At 66.3% G+C, this 16,106-nt stretch carries 16 protein-coding genes; 13 read left to right on the top strand and 3 right to left on the bottom strand.

All coding sequences use genetic code 11. From position 1 onward, the window contains the following. Positions 1 to 34: 34 nt before the first annotated feature. The 5 genes from fmt (at position 35) to ACPGXI_RS03270 (ending at position 4,560) form a co-directional block, all read left to right on the top strand. Positions 35 to 991 carry a methionyl-tRNA formyltransferase gene (fmt, locus tag ACPGXI_RS03290; RefSeq protein WP_526649755.1) on the top strand — a complete coding sequence of 319 codons (957 nt, stop codon included), beginning with the start codon at positions 35 to 37 and terminating at the stop codon, positions 989 to 991. Beyond that, positions 988 to 2,373 carry a transcription antitermination factor NusB gene (locus ACPGXI_RS03285; protein ID WP_526649753.1) on the top strand — a complete coding sequence of 462 codons (1,386 nt, stop codon included), beginning with the start codon at positions 988 to 990 and terminating at the stop codon, positions 2,371 to 2,373. The genes fmt and ACPGXI_RS03285 overlap by 4 nt, the downstream gene beginning before the upstream one ends. A 5-nt stretch (positions 2,374 to 2,378) precedes the next feature. After that, positions 2,379 to 3,077: a ribulose-phosphate 3-epimerase gene (rpe, locus tag ACPGXI_RS03280; protein WP_526649751.1), complete on the top strand. Its 699-nt coding sequence runs from the start codon at positions 2,379 to 2,381 to the stop codon at positions 3,075 to 3,077. Further along, positions 3,074 to 4,075, top strand: coding sequence for a bifunctional diaminohydroxyphosphoribosylaminopyrimidine deaminase/5-amino-6-(5-phosphoribosylamino)uracil reductase RibD (ribD, locus tag ACPGXI_RS03275; RefSeq protein WP_526649749.1), 1,002 nt, complete (start codon positions 3,074 to 3,076; stop codon positions 4,073 to 4,075). Before rpe ends, ribD begins: the two co-directional genes overlap by 4 nt. 311 nt (positions 4,076 to 4,386) lie before the next feature. Continuing rightward, the gene (locus tag ACPGXI_RS03270; RefSeq protein WP_526649747.1) at positions 4,387 to 4,560 is read left to right on the top strand and encodes a hypothetical protein; all 174 of its coding nucleotides are present in this window, start codon (positions 4,387 to 4,389) and stop codon (positions 4,558 to 4,560) included. Here ACPGXI_RS03270 and ACPGXI_RS03265 read toward each other — a convergent pair. Beyond that, entirely contained in the window at positions 4,527 to 6,113 is a 1,587-nt protein-coding gene (locus ACPGXI_RS03265; RefSeq protein WP_526649816.1) for an MFS transporter, read from the bottom strand. The genes ACPGXI_RS03270 and ACPGXI_RS03265 overlap by 34 nt on opposite strands. Then, on the bottom strand, positions 6,113 to 6,814 hold the full coding sequence (locus tag ACPGXI_RS03260; RefSeq protein ID WP_526649745.1) for an LppX_LprAFG lipoprotein: 702 nt from the start codon (positions 6,812 to 6,814) through the stop codon (positions 6,113 to 6,115). Before ACPGXI_RS03260 ends, ACPGXI_RS03265 begins: the two co-directional genes overlap by 1 nt. Before the next feature lie 150 nt (positions 6,815 to 6,964). Between ACPGXI_RS03260 and ACPGXI_RS03255 the strand changes: the two genes are divergently transcribed. The 4 genes from ACPGXI_RS03255 (at position 6,965) to ACPGXI_RS03240 (ending at position 10,190) form a co-directional block, all read left to right on the top strand. Beyond that, a complete protein-coding gene (locus ACPGXI_RS03255) occupies positions 6,965 to 7,567 on the top strand; it encodes a riboflavin synthase (RefSeq protein WP_526649744.1) in 603 nt (200 codons plus the stop codon). A 420-nt stretch (positions 7,568 to 7,987) separates the two neighbouring features. Further along, the gene (locus ACPGXI_RS03250) at positions 7,988 to 9,259 is read left to right on the top strand and encodes a bifunctional 3,4-dihydroxy-2-butanone-4-phosphate synthase/GTP cyclohydrolase II (RefSeq protein WP_526649742.1); all 1,272 of its coding nucleotides are present in this window, start codon (positions 7,988 to 7,990) and stop codon (positions 9,257 to 9,259) included. Next, positions 9,256 to 9,732: a 6,7-dimethyl-8-ribityllumazine synthase gene (gene ribH / locus ACPGXI_RS03245; protein WP_526649740.1), complete on the top strand. Its 477-nt coding sequence runs from the start codon at positions 9,256 to 9,258 to the stop codon at positions 9,730 to 9,732. The genes ACPGXI_RS03250 and ribH overlap by 4 nt, the downstream gene beginning before the upstream one ends. Next, complete coding sequence (locus ACPGXI_RS03240) at positions 9,729 to 10,190, top strand: PH domain-containing protein (RefSeq protein WP_526649738.1); 462 nt, start codon at positions 9,729 to 9,731, stop codon at positions 10,188 to 10,190. The genes ribH and ACPGXI_RS03240 overlap by 4 nt, the downstream gene beginning before the upstream one ends. A 125-nt stretch (positions 10,191 to 10,315) precedes the next feature. Here the strand turns inward: ACPGXI_RS03240 and ACPGXI_RS03235 are convergent, their stop codons facing one another. Next, entirely contained in the window at positions 10,316 to 10,834 is a 519-nt protein-coding gene (locus ACPGXI_RS03235) for a hypothetical protein (RefSeq protein WP_526649736.1), read from the bottom strand. A gap of 234 nt (positions 10,835 to 11,068) precedes the next feature. On the opposite strand from ACPGXI_RS03235, the gene uvrC reads away from it, so the two are divergent. From uvrC to whiA, 4 genes are read left to right on the top strand one after another with little or no spacing between them, the layout of a single operon-like run. Beyond that, a complete protein-coding gene (uvrC, locus tag ACPGXI_RS03230; protein ID WP_526649734.1) occupies positions 11,069 to 13,168 on the top strand; it encodes an excinuclease ABC subunit UvrC in 2,100 nt (699 codons plus the stop codon). A gap of 11 nt (positions 13,169 to 13,179) precedes the next feature. Beyond that, entirely contained in the window at positions 13,180 to 14,103 is a 924-nt protein-coding gene (gene rapZ, locus ACPGXI_RS03225; RefSeq protein ID WP_526649814.1) for an RNase adapter RapZ, read from the top strand. Beyond that, positions 14,100 to 15,131 (top strand): uridine diphosphate-N-acetylglucosamine-binding protein YvcK, encoded by a 1,032-nt coding sequence (gene yvcK, locus ACPGXI_RS03220; protein ID WP_526649732.1) that lies wholly within the window; start codon positions 14,100 to 14,102, stop codon positions 15,129 to 15,131. The genes rapZ and yvcK overlap by 4 nt, the downstream gene beginning before the upstream one ends. Continuing rightward, complete coding sequence (whiA, locus tag ACPGXI_RS03215; protein WP_526649730.1) at positions 15,122 to 16,105, top strand: DNA-binding protein WhiA; 984 nt, start codon at positions 15,122 to 15,124, stop codon at positions 16,103 to 16,105. The genes yvcK and whiA overlap by 10 nt, the downstream gene beginning before the upstream one ends. Position 16,106: the final 1 nt, after the last annotated feature.

Here is a 16,106-nt window from a genome sequence, read left to right as displayed (position 1 = left end):
GGAGCGCCGGTGAACGGCTCCCTACACTGGCTCGGTGCGCGTTGTCTTCGCCGGCACACCCGAGCCGGCACTGCCGTCGTTGCGTCGGCTCCTGGAATCGACCCGGCACGACGTCGTCGCGGTGCTGACCCGTCCGGATGCCGCAGCGGGGCGTCGCGGCCGCCCTGCCCCCTCGCCGGTGGCACAACTTGCCCTGGACGAGTGCGTTCCCATGGGTATTCCGCTGCTGCGGCCGCCCCGTCCCAATTCCGCTGAATTCGTTGCCGAGTTGGCGGAGCTGGCCCCGGACTGCTGCGCTGTCGTTGCCTACGGTGCGCTGCTGGGCGACGGGCTGCTCGGGGTACCCGGCAACGGCTGGGTCAACCTGCACTTCTCTCTTCTACCGGCGTGGCGGGGCGCAGCCCCGGTGCAGGCAGCCGTCGCGGCCGGGGATGCGGTGACCGGTGCGACCACGTTCCAGATCGAGCGCAGTCTGGATACCGGACCGGTCTACGGCGTGGTCACCGAGACCATCCGCGCTACCGACACCGCGGGGGATCTGCTGGGCCGGCTGTCGGTATCGGGTGCCGCACTGCTGGAATCCACCCTCGACGGGATCGCCGACGGCATCCTCACGGCCGTGCCGCAACCGACAGACGGGGTAACCCTCGCACCCAAGATCACCGTCGATGACGCCAGGATCCGGTGGGATCTGCCCGCGCATGCGATCGAGCGCAGAATCCGCGCTGTGACACCCCACCCGGGCGCCTGGACCATGATCGGGGATCTGCGATTCAAGGTGGGTCCGGTCAAGCTCATCGACGATGCCGCTGCCGGCGAGCCGGAAGGCCTGGAGCCGGGCGAGATTCGAGCTACCCGTGAGGGTGTTCGGGTGGGCACCGGATCGGGGTCGGTTCTGCTGGACCGCATCCAGCCACCGGGAAAGAAGCTGATGATCGCCGCGGACTGGGCCCGCGGTGCTCGGTTGGCCGACAGCGAACGTGCGCGATGAGCCGACCCGGCAAGCGACGTCCCTCCGGTCGCAAGGAACTCGACCCGGCCCGGCGAGCGGCGTTCGATGTGTTGCGGGCGGTCTCCGAGCGCGACGCCTACGCGAACCTGGCGCTGCCCGCGATCCTGCGAGAACGCGGGATCGAAGGGCGTGACGCGGCTTTCGCGACCGAACTCACCTACGGAACCTGCCGGACGCGTGGTCTGCTCGATGCGGTCATCGTGCGGGCTGCGGGCCGCCCGACCGACAAGATCGATCCGGTGCTGCTGGACCTGCTTCGGCTGGGCAGCTACCAGTTGCTGCGAACCCGGGTCGGTCACCATGCGGCGGTGTCGACCACCGTTGAGCAGGCTGGTGTCGAATTCGACACGGCGCGAGCAGGATTCGTCAATGGTGTGCTGCGTACGATCGCGGCGCGCGACGAACGCGACTGGGTCGAAGAGCTCGCGCCGCCGGCGTCGACCGATTCGGTGGGCAATCTGGCGTTCACACACGCCCATCCGCGCTGGATCGCGCAGGCCTTCGCGGATGCGTTGGGCGCCGACGCGGGGGAGCTGTCGGCATTGTTGGCCAGCGACGATGACCGGCCCGAAGTCCACCTCGCGGCCAGGCCGACCGTGTTCACCGCGGCGGAGTTGGCCCGGGAGGTACACGGCACCGTCGGCCGGTATTCGCCCTATGCGGTGCATCTGGCCGGCGGCGATCCCGGGTCGCTCGCGGCGGTCCGCGACGGTACGGCCCTGGTCCAGGACGAGGGCAGCCAACTGGTGGCCCGGGCGTTGACGCTGGCGCCGTTGGACGGGGTCGATGGGGGGCGGTGGCTGGACCTGTGCGCCGGGCCGGGCGGCAAGACGGCGCTGCTGGCCGCGATAGGGCAAGCGGCCGGTGTCGATGACTTCGGCGTCACCGCGGTAGAGCCGCTACCGCGCCGTGCCGACCTTGTCGTGGAGAACACCAGGAACCTGCCGGTTGAGGTGTTGTGTGTGGACGGCCGCCAGTCCGGGCTGGAGCCCGGATTCGACCGGGTGCTCGTCGATGCGCCCTGCACCGGTCTGGGAGCGCTGCGCCGTCGGCCCGAGGCTCGGTGGCGCCGCCAGCCAAGTGATGTGCCACAGCTGGGAAAGTTACAGCGAGAACTGCTGGCATCGGCAATCCAGCTGACCAGGCCGGGCGGGGTGGTGCTGTATGCGACGTGCTCGCCGCACCTGGTCGAAACTGTCGGTGTGGTCGCCGATGCACTACGGCGGCATCAGGTTCAGGCGCTGGACGCACGGCCGTTGTTCGCGCCGGCCGACAATCTTGGGCCCGGCCCCTACGTTCAGCTGTGGCCGCACCGGCACGGTACCGACGCGATGTTCGCCGCGGCGCTGCAAGTAGGCTGACGGTCATGCGTGCCGCGCCGAAAACAGGTTCAGAACCGCTGATAGCGCCCTCTATTCTGGCCGCTGACTTCGCTCGGTTAGCCGATGAGACAGCCGCGGTGCACGGCGCCGACTGGCTGCACGTCGATGTGATGGACAACCATTTCGTTCCCAACCTCACCCTTGGTCTGCCGGTCGTCGAATCGCTGCTGAAGGTCACCGACATTCCCATGGACTGCCACCTGATGATCGATGATCCACAGCGTTGGGCGCCGCCCTACGCGGAGGCGGGCGCTTACAACGTGACGATCCATGCGGAGGCAACAGCGGACCCGGTGGGCGTGGCCCGCGACATCCGTGCCGCCGGCGCCAAGGCGGGCCTGGCGATCAAGCCTGGCACGCCGGTGGAACCGTACCTGGAGATCCTGCGAGACTTCGACACCGCGCTGATCATGTCCGTGGAACCGGGTTTCGGCGGTCAGAAGTTCATCGCCGGGGTCCTGCCCAAAGTCGCAATCCTGCGCCGACTCATCGACTCGGGTGACCTGACCGTCATCGTCGAGATCGACGGTGGCATCAACGACGACACCATCGAACAGGCGGCCGAGGCCGGTGTCGACTGCTTCGTGGCCGGCTCGGCGGTATACAGCGCCGACGACCCTGCCGCCGCCGTGGCGGCACTGCGCCGGCAGGCCGCGGACACGTCCAAACATTTGGCGTTATGAATCTCGACGCCGCGATGCGGGCGGCTATGGCGCAGGCCGATCAGGTCAAAGGTCGCACCTACCCGAATCCACCTGTGGGCGCTGTCATCCTGGATAGTGACGGCGAGGTCGCAGGTGTCGGAGCGACCTCACCGGCCGGTGGCCCGCATGCCGAGGTGTTAGCGCTGCGCCGGGCCGGCAGTCGGGCGGTCGGCGGTACCGCGGTCATGACCCTGGAGCCTTGCAACCACTTCGGCCGTACCCCGCCATGCACCGATGCACTTGTGGCAGCACAGGTGTCGTCGGTGGTTTTCGCCGTGCCGGATCCCGACCCAATCGCGGCCGGCGGTGCGGCCCGGCTGACTGAGTCCGGGGTCGACGTCACCGCCGGGGTGTTGTCCGAACCGGTTGGCGGAGGCCCACTGCGGGAATGGCTGCACAAACAGCGCACTGGATTGCCGCATATGACGTGGAAATACGCCACCAGCGTCGATGGACGCAGCGCCGCCGCTGATGGTACGAGCCAGTGGATCACCAGCGAGGCGGCACGAGCCGACGTGCACCGTCGACGCGCCGCCGCCGACGCGATCGTGGTCGGAACCGGCACGATCTTCGTCGACGACCCCACGCTGACCGCCCGACTGCCTGACGGCAGCCTGGCAGAAAAGCAGCCCCTGCGCGTGGTGGTAGGGGAGCGCGAGATTTCGCTGGACGCAAAGGTTTTAAACGACGACGCCCCGACGATGGTGATCCGCACCCGTGATCCTCACGAGGTCATCAAAGCGCTGTCGGACCGCACAGATGTGCTGCTGGAGGGTGGCCCGACACTTGCCGGTGCGTTCCTGCGTGCCGGCGCGATCGATCGGATTCTCGCCTACGTCGCGCCGATTCTCCTGGGCGGCCCCATGGCCGCCGTCGATGACGTCGGCGTGCTCAGCATCGCCCATGCTCAGCGATGGCGGTTCGATGGAACGGATTCCCTGGGGCCGGACATGCTGCTCAGCCTCAAACCCGCCTAGTAACCACAAAGCGATTGGCCTGTTATCCAATCGTTTCCAACTGTTCCCCAAGACGATATTTTTCGATCTAGGTGTTCGGTCTCACACCCTGTTTCGAGGGCGGCGAGGGCGATTTCGGGGCCCCAGTCTCGGTACACTTGTGCCAGAAGCCGGTCATACATTTCGGGGTCCCGGCGTTCAGATAGCGCATTCACCGTTGAGTCGCGCATCGTTTCGAGCACGAGAAGTTGAGCATCCAGACATGGACAGCATCAACGCATGGACAGCATCAACGCATGAACAGCATCAACGCATGAACAAAGGACAAGGGCATGACTGCACTTCAGGACGGGCTGAACATCAGCTCGGTCCCCGCACGCAGCTTCACGGCCGTGATCCGTGAGGTGTGGCGGGGTCTGATCACTGAGAAATCCAGACCGGTCACCGAGAAATCCAGACCGGTCGACGAACCTCAGCTCATGGCGCGGGGGCTCGAGCGCTGCTGAGGCTCGGGGCCGGGGTTCGCCTCCTCGGCGTGATCGTCGCGCGCAGCGATGAGCAGCCCAAGCATGGCGCCCACCACACACACCACCGCGGTGATGGTGAAAATCTCGGCATACTGCAGCACGTAGGCCTCGCGGATTCTGCCGGCCTCGGCTGACAACCGTTCGGCGAGTGTGTTGCCGGTCGTGGTGACCGGAAGGCTGGCCAGGTGCTGGTTGAAACGGTAAAGCCCCCATGCGCTCAGCGCCGCGATGCCGATCAGCATGCCGATCATGCGGGCGACCACCACCGCTGCCGAGGCGATGCCGTGCTGAGCAGCCGGTACCACCCGCAGCGTGGCCGACGTCAACGGGCCGATCACCAGCCCGAGGCCGAGGCCGGCGATGGCCAGATCGGTGTCCAGCGTGGGCAGGGTGAACAGGCCGAGGTCGTGGCGTGCCGCCAGGAGGTCCACGGGCCAGTGCGAGATCAGGAAATAGCCTCCGGCGGCGATGAGCAGGCCGGCGAACGTGATGATCCGGTCGCCGATGCGAGTGGCCAGCCAGCCGCCGAGCAACGCCCCGATGGGCAGCGCCACCAGGAATCGCAGCAGCAGGAAGGCGGCTTGGTTCTGGTCCTGGCCGAGGACGCCCTGACCGAAGAGCTCGACGTTGACCAGAGTGACCATCAGCGCGGCCCCGGCGGCCAGCGATGCACCAAGTGCGGCGAGGAAGGGCCTGAAATGCACACCTGCGGGTTCCAGGAGGCGAGTGCGGGCGAATTTCTCCCAGACGAAGAACGCGACGGCGGCGACCGCCGCGGCGATCAATACCGGCAGTCCCCAACTGGGCAGCACGTCCTTGCCGTCCGGCTTGGGGTTGTAGAGCCCGATCACCGCCAGGCCCAGTGCTACGGCCAGCAGCAGGCCGCCGACCACGTCCACCTTCTCTGGCTCGTCGGTCTTCTGCCTCCCCGGCAGGCTGAAGTGGATCATCACCATCGCGATCGCCGCCAGCGGCACATTGACCCAGAACACCGACTGCCAATGCTGGAACAGCCAGACCAGGGAGATTCCGTAGATCGGGCCGAGCACGCTGCCCAATTCCTGGGCGGCACCCACACCGCCGAGCACCGCCGCGCGATTGCGGGCCGCCCACAGATCGGCGGCCAACGCCAGCGTGACAGGCAGCAGCGCGCCGCTGGCGGTGCCCTGAATGATGCGGCCGAGGACCAACACGGTCAGATCGGTGGACAGCGCCGTGATCACCGATCCGACCGCGAACCCGGTCAGGCTCACCTGGATCAGCATCTTGCGGCCGAACCGGTCCGAAGCCCGGCCCAGCAGCGGCATCGCCGCGATATAGCCGAGTAGATAGCCGGTGATGATCGGAGTGACCCGCTGGATCTGATTCACGCCGATGCCGACGTCGGCCATGATGTCGGTCATGATCGTGACGACGACATAGGTGTCGAGCGCGCCCAGCACTACGGCGAGACTGCCCGCGCTGATCGCGATTCGGCGGTTGGTGGACGTCAATACGGGCGTCGACCTGGTGGCCGGAGGCAGACCGTGCATCACACCGCCGGTTTGTCGACGGTGACCGGCTCGCCCCACTTCGACAGCGTCATGGTGACGCTGTTGCCGGGGCTGGGCTCCAGCCGGGCCTGCATGAGCTCGTGGTCACCGTCCTCGGCGATCCAGACAGTGCCGGGCACCGGGCCCGTCGCCGCGATCTGTGGGGCGATCTTGTTGACCGCACCGGCGGAGACATTGCCGGTGATGCGCACGGTTTCGACGCCTTCGACGGTCTCGCGGCCCGCGGCGGTGGCGTCGGAGAAGTTCAGCAGCAGGTTGGCCAGCCCGACGTCAGGGTTCAGGATTGCCGCGACGTCGTAGATGTCGGAAGCGGGCCCGAAATTCGACAGGCTGCCCCCTGCGGTGATCGCGGCGTAGAGGTCGCTGTCGGACACCACGAACTCGACGTCTTGCAGCCGTTGGCCCAGAAAGATGATGTCGGCGGTGCCCTTGGCGGCCACCGCCGGGGTCTGGGTCAGATCGCCGACGAGGGTTTCGACCGGCAGATCGGGAATCTGGCCCTGCACGGTGAGCTTGAGGTGCGCGCTGGTCTGGGCCTTGGTGGTCTCGCTCGAGGCTGTCAGCAGGGTGGCCGGGTCGGGGAGGTCTTTGGCGGAATCCTTCGACGAATCCGAGCATCCTGCAACGAGGGCTACAACGGCGACGAGAGCGGCGAAGATCGCCAGAAGGCGGTTCTGCATGCCTGCATCGTAATGGGTGCGTTCACCTTGGCCGGTTCCGTCTTCACCTTCACCTAGGCGTGTGCTCTCACCATCTAGGCTGGTGCTCCGACCATCTAGGCTGGTGCTCCGACCATCTAGGCTGGTGCTCCGACCATCTAGGCTGGTGCCGTGTTCACAGGGATCGTCGAAGAGTTAGGCGAAGTCGTCGGCAGGGAGCACCTCGGTGATTCTGCCCGCCTGGTCATCCGGGGGCCGATTGTGACATCGGACACCGGGCACGGCGACTCCATCGCAGTCAACGGCGTGTGCCTGACAGTTGTCGACGTTTCGGCCGACGGCTCGTTCTCCGCCGACGTCATGGACGAGACGCTGAACCGGTCGAGCTTGGGCGGCATCGATGTCGGGAGCCGGGTGAACCTGGAGCGCGCCGCGGCTCTGCAGAGTCGGTTGGGCGGGCACATCGTGCAGGGTCACGTCGATGGAACCGGCGAGGTTCTGTCCCGCAGACCTTCGGAGCATTGGACCGTGGTGCGGGTCGCCCTCCCGTCCGCGCTATCCCGCTATGTCGTACAGAAGGGGTCGATCACCGTCGACGGTGTGTCGCTGACCGTGTCCGGGCTGGGGCCCGACTGGTTCGAGGTCTCGTTGATCCCGACTACGTTGGATCTGACGACGCTGGGTCGCGCCGAGGTAGGTGCACCGGTGAATCTCGAGGTAGACGTCATAGCCAAGTATGTCGAGCGACTGCTCTCCCCGAATCGTCCCGCATAGCTGGAGCAGCGCTGGAACTGGCATGCGCGGGCCGCTTCCCAGTTTCACGGCCGGCTCTTGGCGCTTTCTCAGGTTACGCTCAGGCAGCTTGCGAATAGTCATTGTCAGCGCCCGAGAGAGCGCCCGCCGGAGCTATGGAGACTCCGCTGCGGACGTGTTGAGTGGAGGCGGTCGGGATCACCCCCCCGATAACCTGACCGCCTCCAACAACACCATTCGAACCGATAAAAGCCATTCGAATCGGCAAAGATTCGGCCCCGGAGCGCCGCACAATACTGCGGATGACCGGGGCCGTTCGGTGTTGGCAGACCGCCAGGCAATAACAGGTCTTCGCTCGTGGTTCATACTGAAGGACAGTCCTCGAGGGATTGACTTGTTTGCTTTGTAGGTTCTGGCGCCGAGACCGGCAGGGTGGTGAAGATGACGAAGCTTGATTCGGTCGAGCGGGCGGTGGCTGACATCGCTGCAGGCAAGGCCGTGGTCGTCATCGACGACGAGGACCGCGAGAACGAAGGCGACCTGATCTTCGCAGCCGAGAAGGCCACCCCCGAACTCGTTGCTTTCATGGTCCGCTACACCTCGGGGTACCTGTGCGTGCCGCTTGACGGTGAAGTCTGCGACCGGCTCGGCCTGCTGCCGATGTACGCGGTCAACCAGGACAAGCACGGTACCGCTTACACTGTCACTGTCGACGCGAAAAGTGGTGTTGGAACGGGTATTTCGGCGTCTGACCGCGCCACGACGATGCGGCTACTGGCCGATCCGGCCAGTAGCGCGGGCGAGTTCACCAAGCCGGGTCACGTAGTGCCGCTGCGCGCCAAGGACGGCGGCGTGCTGCGCCGTCCCGGTCACACCGAGGCCGCGGTCGACTTGGCCCGCCTCGCCGGGCTGCAGCCCGCCGGCGCGATCTGCGAGATCGTCAGCCAAAAAGACGAAGGGGCTATGGCGCAGACCGATGAACTGCGGATCTTCGCCGACGAGCACGGCCTTGCCCTGATCTCGATCGCCGACCTCATCGAGTGGCGACGCAAGCATGAAAAGCACATCGAGCGAGTCGCCGAAGCGCGCATCCCGACCCGCCACGGTGAGTTCCGGGCTGTTGGGTACACCAGCATCTACGAAGAGGTCGAACACGTCGCCCTGGTCCGCGGCGACATCGCCGGTCCGCACGGTGACGGCCATGACGTACTGGTGCGGGTGCACTCCGAGTGCCTCACCGGTGACGTGTTCGGATCCCGTCGTTGCGATTGTGGCCCGCAGTTGGACGCTGCGCTGGCTCTGGTGGCTCACGAAGGTCGCGGGGTGGTGCTGTACATGCGCGGCCACGAAGGACGGGGTATCGGGCTGATGCACAAATTGCAGGCCTACCAACTCCAGGATGCCGGTGATGACACCGTCGACGCCAATCTCAAACTGGGGCTTCCGGCCGACGCCCGCGACTACGGGATAGGGGCGCAAATACTGGGCGACCTCGGTGTGCGGTCGATGCGACTGTTGACCAACAACCCGGCCAAGCGGGTCGGCCTGGACGGGTACGGTCTGCACATCATCGAACGGGTCCCGCTGCCGGTGCGTGCCAACGCGGAGAATATTCGGTACCTGATGACCAAGCGGGACCGCATGGGTCACGATCTCGTCGGCCTGGAGGACTTCGACGAGGCCCTGCCCGGAGAGTTTGGCGGCGCGGTATGAGCCCCGCTGCGGGTGTCCCCGAGTTGCCCACGATCGACGCCTCGGACATCACCTTGGGCATCGTGGCCAGCACCTGGCACGAGACCATCTGCGACGCACTGCTCGAGGGAGCGAGAATCACCGCGGCTGCTGCGGGAATCGCGGATCCGACGATCGTTCGGGTGCTGGGCGCCATCGAGATCCCGGTGGTGGCCCAGGCGTTGGCGGCCAACCACCACGCGGTGGTGGCGCTTGGGGTGGTGATCCGCGGCGCGACACCGCATTTCGACTACGTCTGTGATGCGGTCACGCAGGGTCTGACACGGGTGTCGCTGGATACGTCCACGCCCGTCGCCAACGGGGTGCTCACCGTCAACACCGAACAACAGGCGCTGGATCGGGCGGGGCTGCCGGAATCGGTCGAGGACAAGGGTGCTCAGGCTGCAGCCGCGGCACTGACCACCGCGCTCACATTGCGCGGGCTGAACTCATGAGAAGACGCAACAGCGACAGCTGGGACATCGAGGTCAAGCCGCACCTGACACCGATTTTTGCCTACGGCACGGCGGCGATAATCCTGGCCGTGCACATCGTGGTCGGTCTGCTGCTCAAGGCATCCTCGACCGGAGTGATCTTCCGCACCGCCGACCAGGTGGCGATTGTGGCCGTGGGAGCGATCATCGCCGGGTTCGTGTGCCTGTTCGCGCGACCTCGGCTGCGGGTCGGGCCGGCCGGGGTCGCAGTGCGAAATCTATTCGGCTACCGGCTGTTTCCCTGGAGCGAAGTTCGTGGTGTGGCATTTCACCCCGGAGCGCGTTGGGCGCGGCTGGACCTGCCCGACGACGAGTACGTGGCGGTGATGGCCATCCAGGCCGTGGACAAGGGGCGTGCAGTAGAGGCGATGGACGGGGTTCGCGCCGTGCTGGCGCGTTACCAGCCCCACATCGAGTGACCGGCTTCGTGGGCGCACCGTGCTGTCCGATGGGTTTGCCTACTTCCCCCTTCCCCGTTTGAGTTCCTGTGTCGAATCCCCGGGGCTAGGTTTGGGCTAGGTTCGCTTTTCCGCGCCGCTGCCCGTCATTTCGCTTTGAGGGCTTGGATGATGGCGAACCTGTCGCTGGTGAAGTAGGCATACACAGAGAGGCCGATGGCGGCAACCATGATGTACGTCATCTGTGGCCCGGGCGGCTCGGCGTAGCCGGGTAAGTCGACGTACAGGAAGTAGCCGAGATCGGCCAGTCCGCCGACGACGATGCTTGTCACGACGGCGAGCTTGCAGACTCGCCACACGAAGACCGATGCGATCGTGACGATGAGGCCGAACCAGGCCAGGTTGAAGCCGTTCTGTTGCAGAGAGGCGATGATGGCGAACGTTGAGTCGGTGCCGAAGAACTCGACATCGACCACTGCCGGAACGGAACTGAGAGCACCTTCGGGATGCTCACCGGCCAGCAGTTGAATGACAGTTATGCCGACGATCACGTGGAATACACCCCAGACGAACCACAGCACTGCCGCCACCCGTAGGGCGATGAGGGCCAGCGTTCGGCGCCAGGGCTGGGCATTGTTGGTGGGGATGCTCGTTGGGTCGGCCACGGTCGGTAGCGTTTCACAGGGCTTTGAATCAACGATGCATGGCCTCAATCCGTGGATCGATCCTGTCGACGTGCTGCGGTGCTGATTTTGCGGCAACGCGTGGCGGCGCCGCGCTGAGCTGAGCTCTGTGGCAGCCACCCTCGGCGGCGTTTCGCCGGCCCTCGGCGTGCCCGGGCAGGCGGCCTCCGTGGCTGTCGATTCGCTCCCTCGGGACGCCGCAGTAGCCTGGGGTTCGTGCCCGATCCAGCGACGTACCGACCCGCTCCGGGGTCGATACCCGTCCAACCGGGTGTCTACCGATTCCGCGACGCGCATGGCAGGGTCATCTACGTCGGCAAGGCCAAGAGCCTGCGCAGCCGGCTCAATTCCTACTTCGCCGATCTTGCCGGCCTCGCGCCGCGGACCCGCCAGATGGTGACAACCGCCGCCGGGGTCGAGTGGACGGTTGTCAACACCGAGGTCGAGGCGCTTCAACTGGAGTACAACTGGATCAAGGAATTCGACCCGCGGTTCAATATCCGATATCGCGACGACAAGTCCTACCCAGTGCTGGCGGTCACGCTCAACGAGGAATACCCGCGGCTGATGGTTTATCGCGGTCCACGCCGCAAGGGGGTCCGCTATTTCGGCCCGTACTCGCACGCCTGGGCGATCCGCGAGACACTGGACCTACTGACGCGAGTTTTTCCGGCGAGAACCTGCTCAGGGGGAGTGTTCAAGCGGCACAAGCAGATTAACCGACCATGTCTGCTCGGCTACATCGACAAATGCTCAGCGCCGTGCATCGGTCGAGTCAGCGCGCAGGAGCACCGTCAAATCGTGCTCGACTTTTGTGACTTTCTCGCAGGCAAGACCGACCGCCTGATCCGTGACATGGAACAGCAGATGAATGCCGCCGCCGCCGAGTTGAATTTCGAGCGGGCCGCCAGGCTGCGCGACAACATCTCCGCGCTGCGGCGGGCGCTCGAGAAGCAGGCGGTGGTGTTGGGTGACGGCACCGACGCCGACGTTGTGGCCTTCGCCGAAGATGAGTTGGAAGCCGCAGTGCAGGTGTTCCATGTCCGGGGCGGGCGCGTCCGCGGGCAACGTGGATGGGTCATCGAAAAATCAGGTGAGCCGAGCCAGTCCACCACGGAATACCTGGTCGAACAGTTCCTGACGCAGTATTACGGCGATCAGGCCGAGCTCGGCGCTGCGGTCGACGAGGCCACGAACCCAGTGCCGCGGGAGGTTCTGGTACCGGTTTTGGGGGGCAACGCCGAGCAGCTGGAGGCGTGGCTGAGTCAGCTGCGGGGTTCGCGGGTTTCGCTTCGGGTCCCGCAACGCGGGGACAAGCGGGCGCTCGCCGAGACAGTCCAGCGCAATGCGCAGGACGCGCTCACCCAGCACAAACTGAAACGGGCCGGCGACTTCACTGCGAGAAGCTCTGCGCTGCAGAGTATTCAAGATGCCCTGGGCCTCGAAGACGCGCCGTTGCGCATCGAGTGCGTCGACGTGAGCCACGTGCAGGGGACCGACGTAGTGGCCTCTCTGGTGGTGTTCGAGGACGGACTGCCGCGGAAGGCCGATTATCGGCACTATGCGATCAGAGAGGCGGCCGGCGATGGCCGTTCCGACGACGTCGCCTCCATCGCGGAAGTGACCCGTCGGCGGTTCCAGTACCACCTGCGCGATGCCCAGCACTCCGGCGCGGAAGCCCGCCCCGAAGATGGTTCTGCCGCCGGCGCTCGTCCGGCCAGGTTCGCCTACCCGCCCAACCTGTTCGTCGTCGACGGCGGAGCTCCTCAGGTCAATGCCGCTGCCGCGGTTCTCGAGGATCTTGGCATCGCCGACGTCGCGGTGATCGGGCTGGCCAAACGTTTGGAAGAGGTGTGGGTGCCGGCTTACGAGCAGACGGTGCAGGAGCCGGTGATCCTGTCGCGAAACAGTGACGGGATGTATTTGCTGCAACGGGTGCGCGACGAGGCCCACCGGTTCGCGATCACCTACCATCGCAGCAAGCGCTCCAAGCGAATGACCGCGTCAGCGCTCGATTCGGTGCGCGGGTTGGGCGAGCATCGCCGCAAGGCTCTGGTCAGCCACTTCGGGTCAGTGGCGAGGCTGAAACAAGCCAGCCTCGAGGAGATCACCGCGGTGCCGGGAATTGGCGTAGCGACGGCGCGGGCCGTCCTCGAGGCGCTGGGTTGTCCGGCCGAAGACCCGCGGGGCGCGGAAGCCGAGCCGGTCTCCATGGTTGCCGGAGCTGCCGAAGTCGATGCGGAGGAAGACTCTAAGGTTGATTCGGGAGCGTCGGCTCCGGATATCGGCAATGATCAGAGCAGAGTATCGGGATGACAGAGCAGGGAATGTACGAGGAACTGCGTGAAGGGGCCGCCAGTGCCGGCGCCGGGGGGCCACTGGAATCCCATGGCATCGACGTGGTGCTCGTCACTGGCCTGTCCGGCGCCGGCCGGGGCACCGCGGCCAAGGTACTGGAAGATCTCGGCTGGTACGTCGCCGACAACCTGCCGCCGGAACTGATCGCTCAGATGGTCGATCTGGGGCTTGCCGCGGGTTCACGTATCACCCAGCTTGCGGTGGTGATGGACGTGCGCTCCCGGGGCTTCACCGGCGACCTGGACTGGGTGCGCAGCGAATTGGCGACCCGAAACATCACGCCGCAGGTGCTGTTCATGGATTCTGCCGACGACATCCTGGTGCGCCGGTACGAACAGAATCGCCGAAGTCATCCGTTGCAGGGCAACCAGACCCTTGCCGAGGGCATCGCCGCGGAACGGGCGATGCTGGCACCGGTGCGGGCCGCCGCTGATCTGGTGATTGACACCTCGGACCTATCGGTTCCCGCACTGCGGGAGAGCATCGAGCGGGCATTCGGTGGCGAGACTGTGGCGCACACCAACGTCACCGTGGAGTCTTTCGGGTACAAGTACGGGTTGCCGATGGACGCCGACACCGTGATGGACGTCCGGTTCCTGCCCAACCCCCATTGGGTTGACAGTCTGCGCCCGCACAGCGGGCAGCATCCCGAGGTCCGCGACTACGTGCTCGGCCAGCCCGGCGCCGTGGAGTTCCTCGATTCCTACCATCGGCTACTGGGTGTCGTGATTGAGGGATACCGTCGCGAGGGTAAGCGATACATGACCGTCGCCATCGGGTGCACGGGCGGCAAGCATCGCAGCGTGGCGATGGCCGAGGCGCTCTCGGATCGTCTGCAGGCCGGGGACTCCTTGACAGTCCGGGTGCTGCACCGGGATCTGGGTCGCGAATGAGCGCACGCATCGTCGCGCTCGGTGGCGGCCATGGGCTCTACGCCACTCTATCGGCGGCGCGCCGGATCACCCCGTATGTCACCGCGGTAGTCACGGTCGCCGACGATGGCGGTTCGTCTGGCCGGCTGCGCAGCGAATTGGATGTGGTACCACCCGGGGATCTCCGAATGGCGTTGGCAGCGTTGGCTTCCGACAGCCCGCAAGGCAGGTTGTGGGCGACGATCATCCAGCATCGGTTCGGCGGCAGCGGCGCGCTGGCGGGCCACCCGATAGGCAACCTGATGCTGGCGGGGCTCATGGAGGTGCTCGCAGACCCGGTCGCGGCGCTCGACGAACTGGGCCGCGTTCTGGGGGTCAATGGCCGGGTGCTCCCGATGAGCCCGGTTGGGCTCGGCATCGAGGCCGACGTCGTGGGTCTGGAGTCCGACCCCCGGGTCAGCCGTGCGATCCGCGGTCAGGTGGCGATCGCCACCACCGTGGGCAAGGTCCGCAGAGTGCGGCTACTGCCGGGCGATCCGCCCGCGACCCGGCAGGCGGTCGATGCGGTCATGAACGCCGACCTGGTGGTGCTCGGACCGGGTTCGTGGTTCACCAGCGTCATCCCGCACGTCCTGGTGCCGCAGCTGGCGGCGGCATTACAGGCGACCACGGCTCGACGTGCCCTGGTGCTCAACTTGGTGGCCGAGCCGGGGGAGACGGCGGGTTTCTCCGTCGAGCGACATATCCACGTGCTCGCCCAACACGCGCCGCAATTCACCGTGGATGACATCATCGTCGATTCGAGCCGGGTGCCGAGCGACCGCGAGCGGGAGCAACTGCGCCGGACCGCCGGCATCCTGGACGCCCACGTTGAATATGCTGAAGTTTCCCGACCTGGTACACCTTTACATGACCCGGCGAAGTTGGCCGCGGCGCTGGAAGGGGTTCGCAGGCGGCCGATGGCGGCGACCGGCCCGACCCAGACGACACCGCCGACTGCGCCCGCACCGACAGCGAACGGACCGAGAGGTGACGACCCGTGGCGATGACAGCCGAGGTCAAGGATGAGCTCAGCCGGTTAGTGGTGAATTCGGTGAGCGCACGCCGAGCCGAGGTGGCTTCCCTGCTGCGTTTCGCCGGCGGGCTGCACATCGTGTCCGGGCGGGTGGTGGTTGAAGCTGAGGTAGACCTGGGCGTCATCGCGCGTCGGCTACGCAAGGACATCTACGATCTGTACGGCTACAACGCGGTGGTCCACGTGCTGTCTGCCAGTGGTATCCGCAAGAGCACGCGGTACGTGTTGCGGGTCGCCAACGACGGTGAGGCGCTGGCGCGGCAGACAGGCCTGCTCGACCTGCGGGGCCGACCGGTGCGTGGCCTGCCCGCCCAGGTGGTCGGTGGCAGTGTTGCGGACGCCGAGGCCGCCTGGCGCGGAGCATTTTTGGCGCACGGGTCGCTCACCGAACCGGGACGTTCGTCGGCGCTGGAGGTCAGCTGCCCCGGCCCCGAGGCGGCGTTGGCACTCGTCGGCGCGGCCCGGCGCCTCGGCGTCAGCGCGAAGGCCCGCGAGGTACGCGGCAGCGACCGGGTGGTGGTCCGCGATGGCGAGGCGATCGGCGCGCTGCTGACGCGTATGGGCGCTCAGGACACCCGGCTGACCTGGGAGGAGCGGCGGATGCGCCGCGAGGTGCGGGCGACCGCCAATCGGCTGGCCAACTTCGATGACGCCAACCTGCGCCGATCCGCGCGTGCCGCGGTAGCCGCCGCAGCGCGGGTGGAACGTGCGCTGGCGATTCTCGGTGATTCGGTGCCTGACCACCTGGCCGCCGCGGGCAGCCTGCGCGTCGCCCACCGGCAGGCATCGCTGGAGGAACTCGGTCGGCTGGCCGATCCGCCGATGACTAAAGATGCTGTGGCAGGACGCATTCGACGCCTGCTATCGATGGCAGACCGCAAAGCCAAACAGTCCGGTGTGCCCGACACCGAGTCGGCCGTGACTCCGGATCTTCTGGAAGACGCCTGAT

The sequence above is a fragment of the Mycobacterium sp. genome, assembly GCF_049608025.1.
In the GTDB taxonomy this organism is placed as follows: domain Bacteria; phylum Actinomycetota; class Actinomycetes; order Mycobacteriales; family Mycobacteriaceae; genus Mycobacterium.
This window is presented reverse-complemented; position numbering and strand designations above follow the sequence as displayed.

What these genes read in the sequence shown, in the direction of transcription:
- ACPGXI_RS03285 (WP_526649753.1), top strand. Translation starts at nt 988, where the DNA reads ATGAGCCGACCCGGCAAGCGACGTCCCTCCGGTCGCAAGGAACTCGAC.
- rpe (WP_526649751.1), top strand. Translation starts at nt 2,379, where the DNA reads ATGCGTGCCGCGCCGAAAACAGGTTCAGAACCGCTGATAGCGCCCTCT.
- ribD (WP_526649749.1), top strand. Translation starts at nt 3,074, where the DNA reads ATGAATCTCGACGCCGCGATGCGGGCGGCTATGGCGCAGGCCGATCAG.
- ACPGXI_RS03270 (WP_526649747.1), top strand. Translation starts at nt 4,387, where the DNA reads ATGACTGCACTTCAGGACGGGCTGAACATCAGCTCGGTCCCCGCACGC.
- ACPGXI_RS03265 (WP_526649816.1), bottom strand. Translation starts at nt 6,113, where the DNA reads ATGCACGGTCTGCCTCCGGCCACCAGGTCGACGCCCGTATTGACGTCC.
- ACPGXI_RS03260 (WP_526649745.1), bottom strand. Translation starts at nt 6,814, where the DNA reads ATGCAGAACCGCCTTCTGGCGATCTTCGCCGCTCTCGTCGCCGTTGTA.
- ACPGXI_RS03250 (WP_526649742.1), top strand. Translation starts at nt 7,988, where the DNA reads ATGACGAAGCTTGATTCGGTCGAGCGGGCGGTGGCTGACATCGCTGCA.
- ribH (WP_526649740.1), top strand. Translation starts at nt 9,256, where the DNA reads ATGAGCCCCGCTGCGGGTGTCCCCGAGTTGCCCACGATCGACGCCTCG.
- ACPGXI_RS03240 (WP_526649738.1), top strand. Translation starts at nt 9,729, where the DNA reads ATGAGAAGACGCAACAGCGACAGCTGGGACATCGAGGTCAAGCCGCAC.
- rapZ (WP_526649814.1), top strand. Translation starts at nt 13,180, where the DNA reads ATGTACGAGGAACTGCGTGAAGGGGCCGCCAGTGCCGGCGCCGGGGGG.
- yvcK (WP_526649732.1), top strand. Translation starts at nt 14,100, where the DNA reads ATGAGCGCACGCATCGTCGCGCTCGGTGGCGGCCATGGGCTCTACGCC.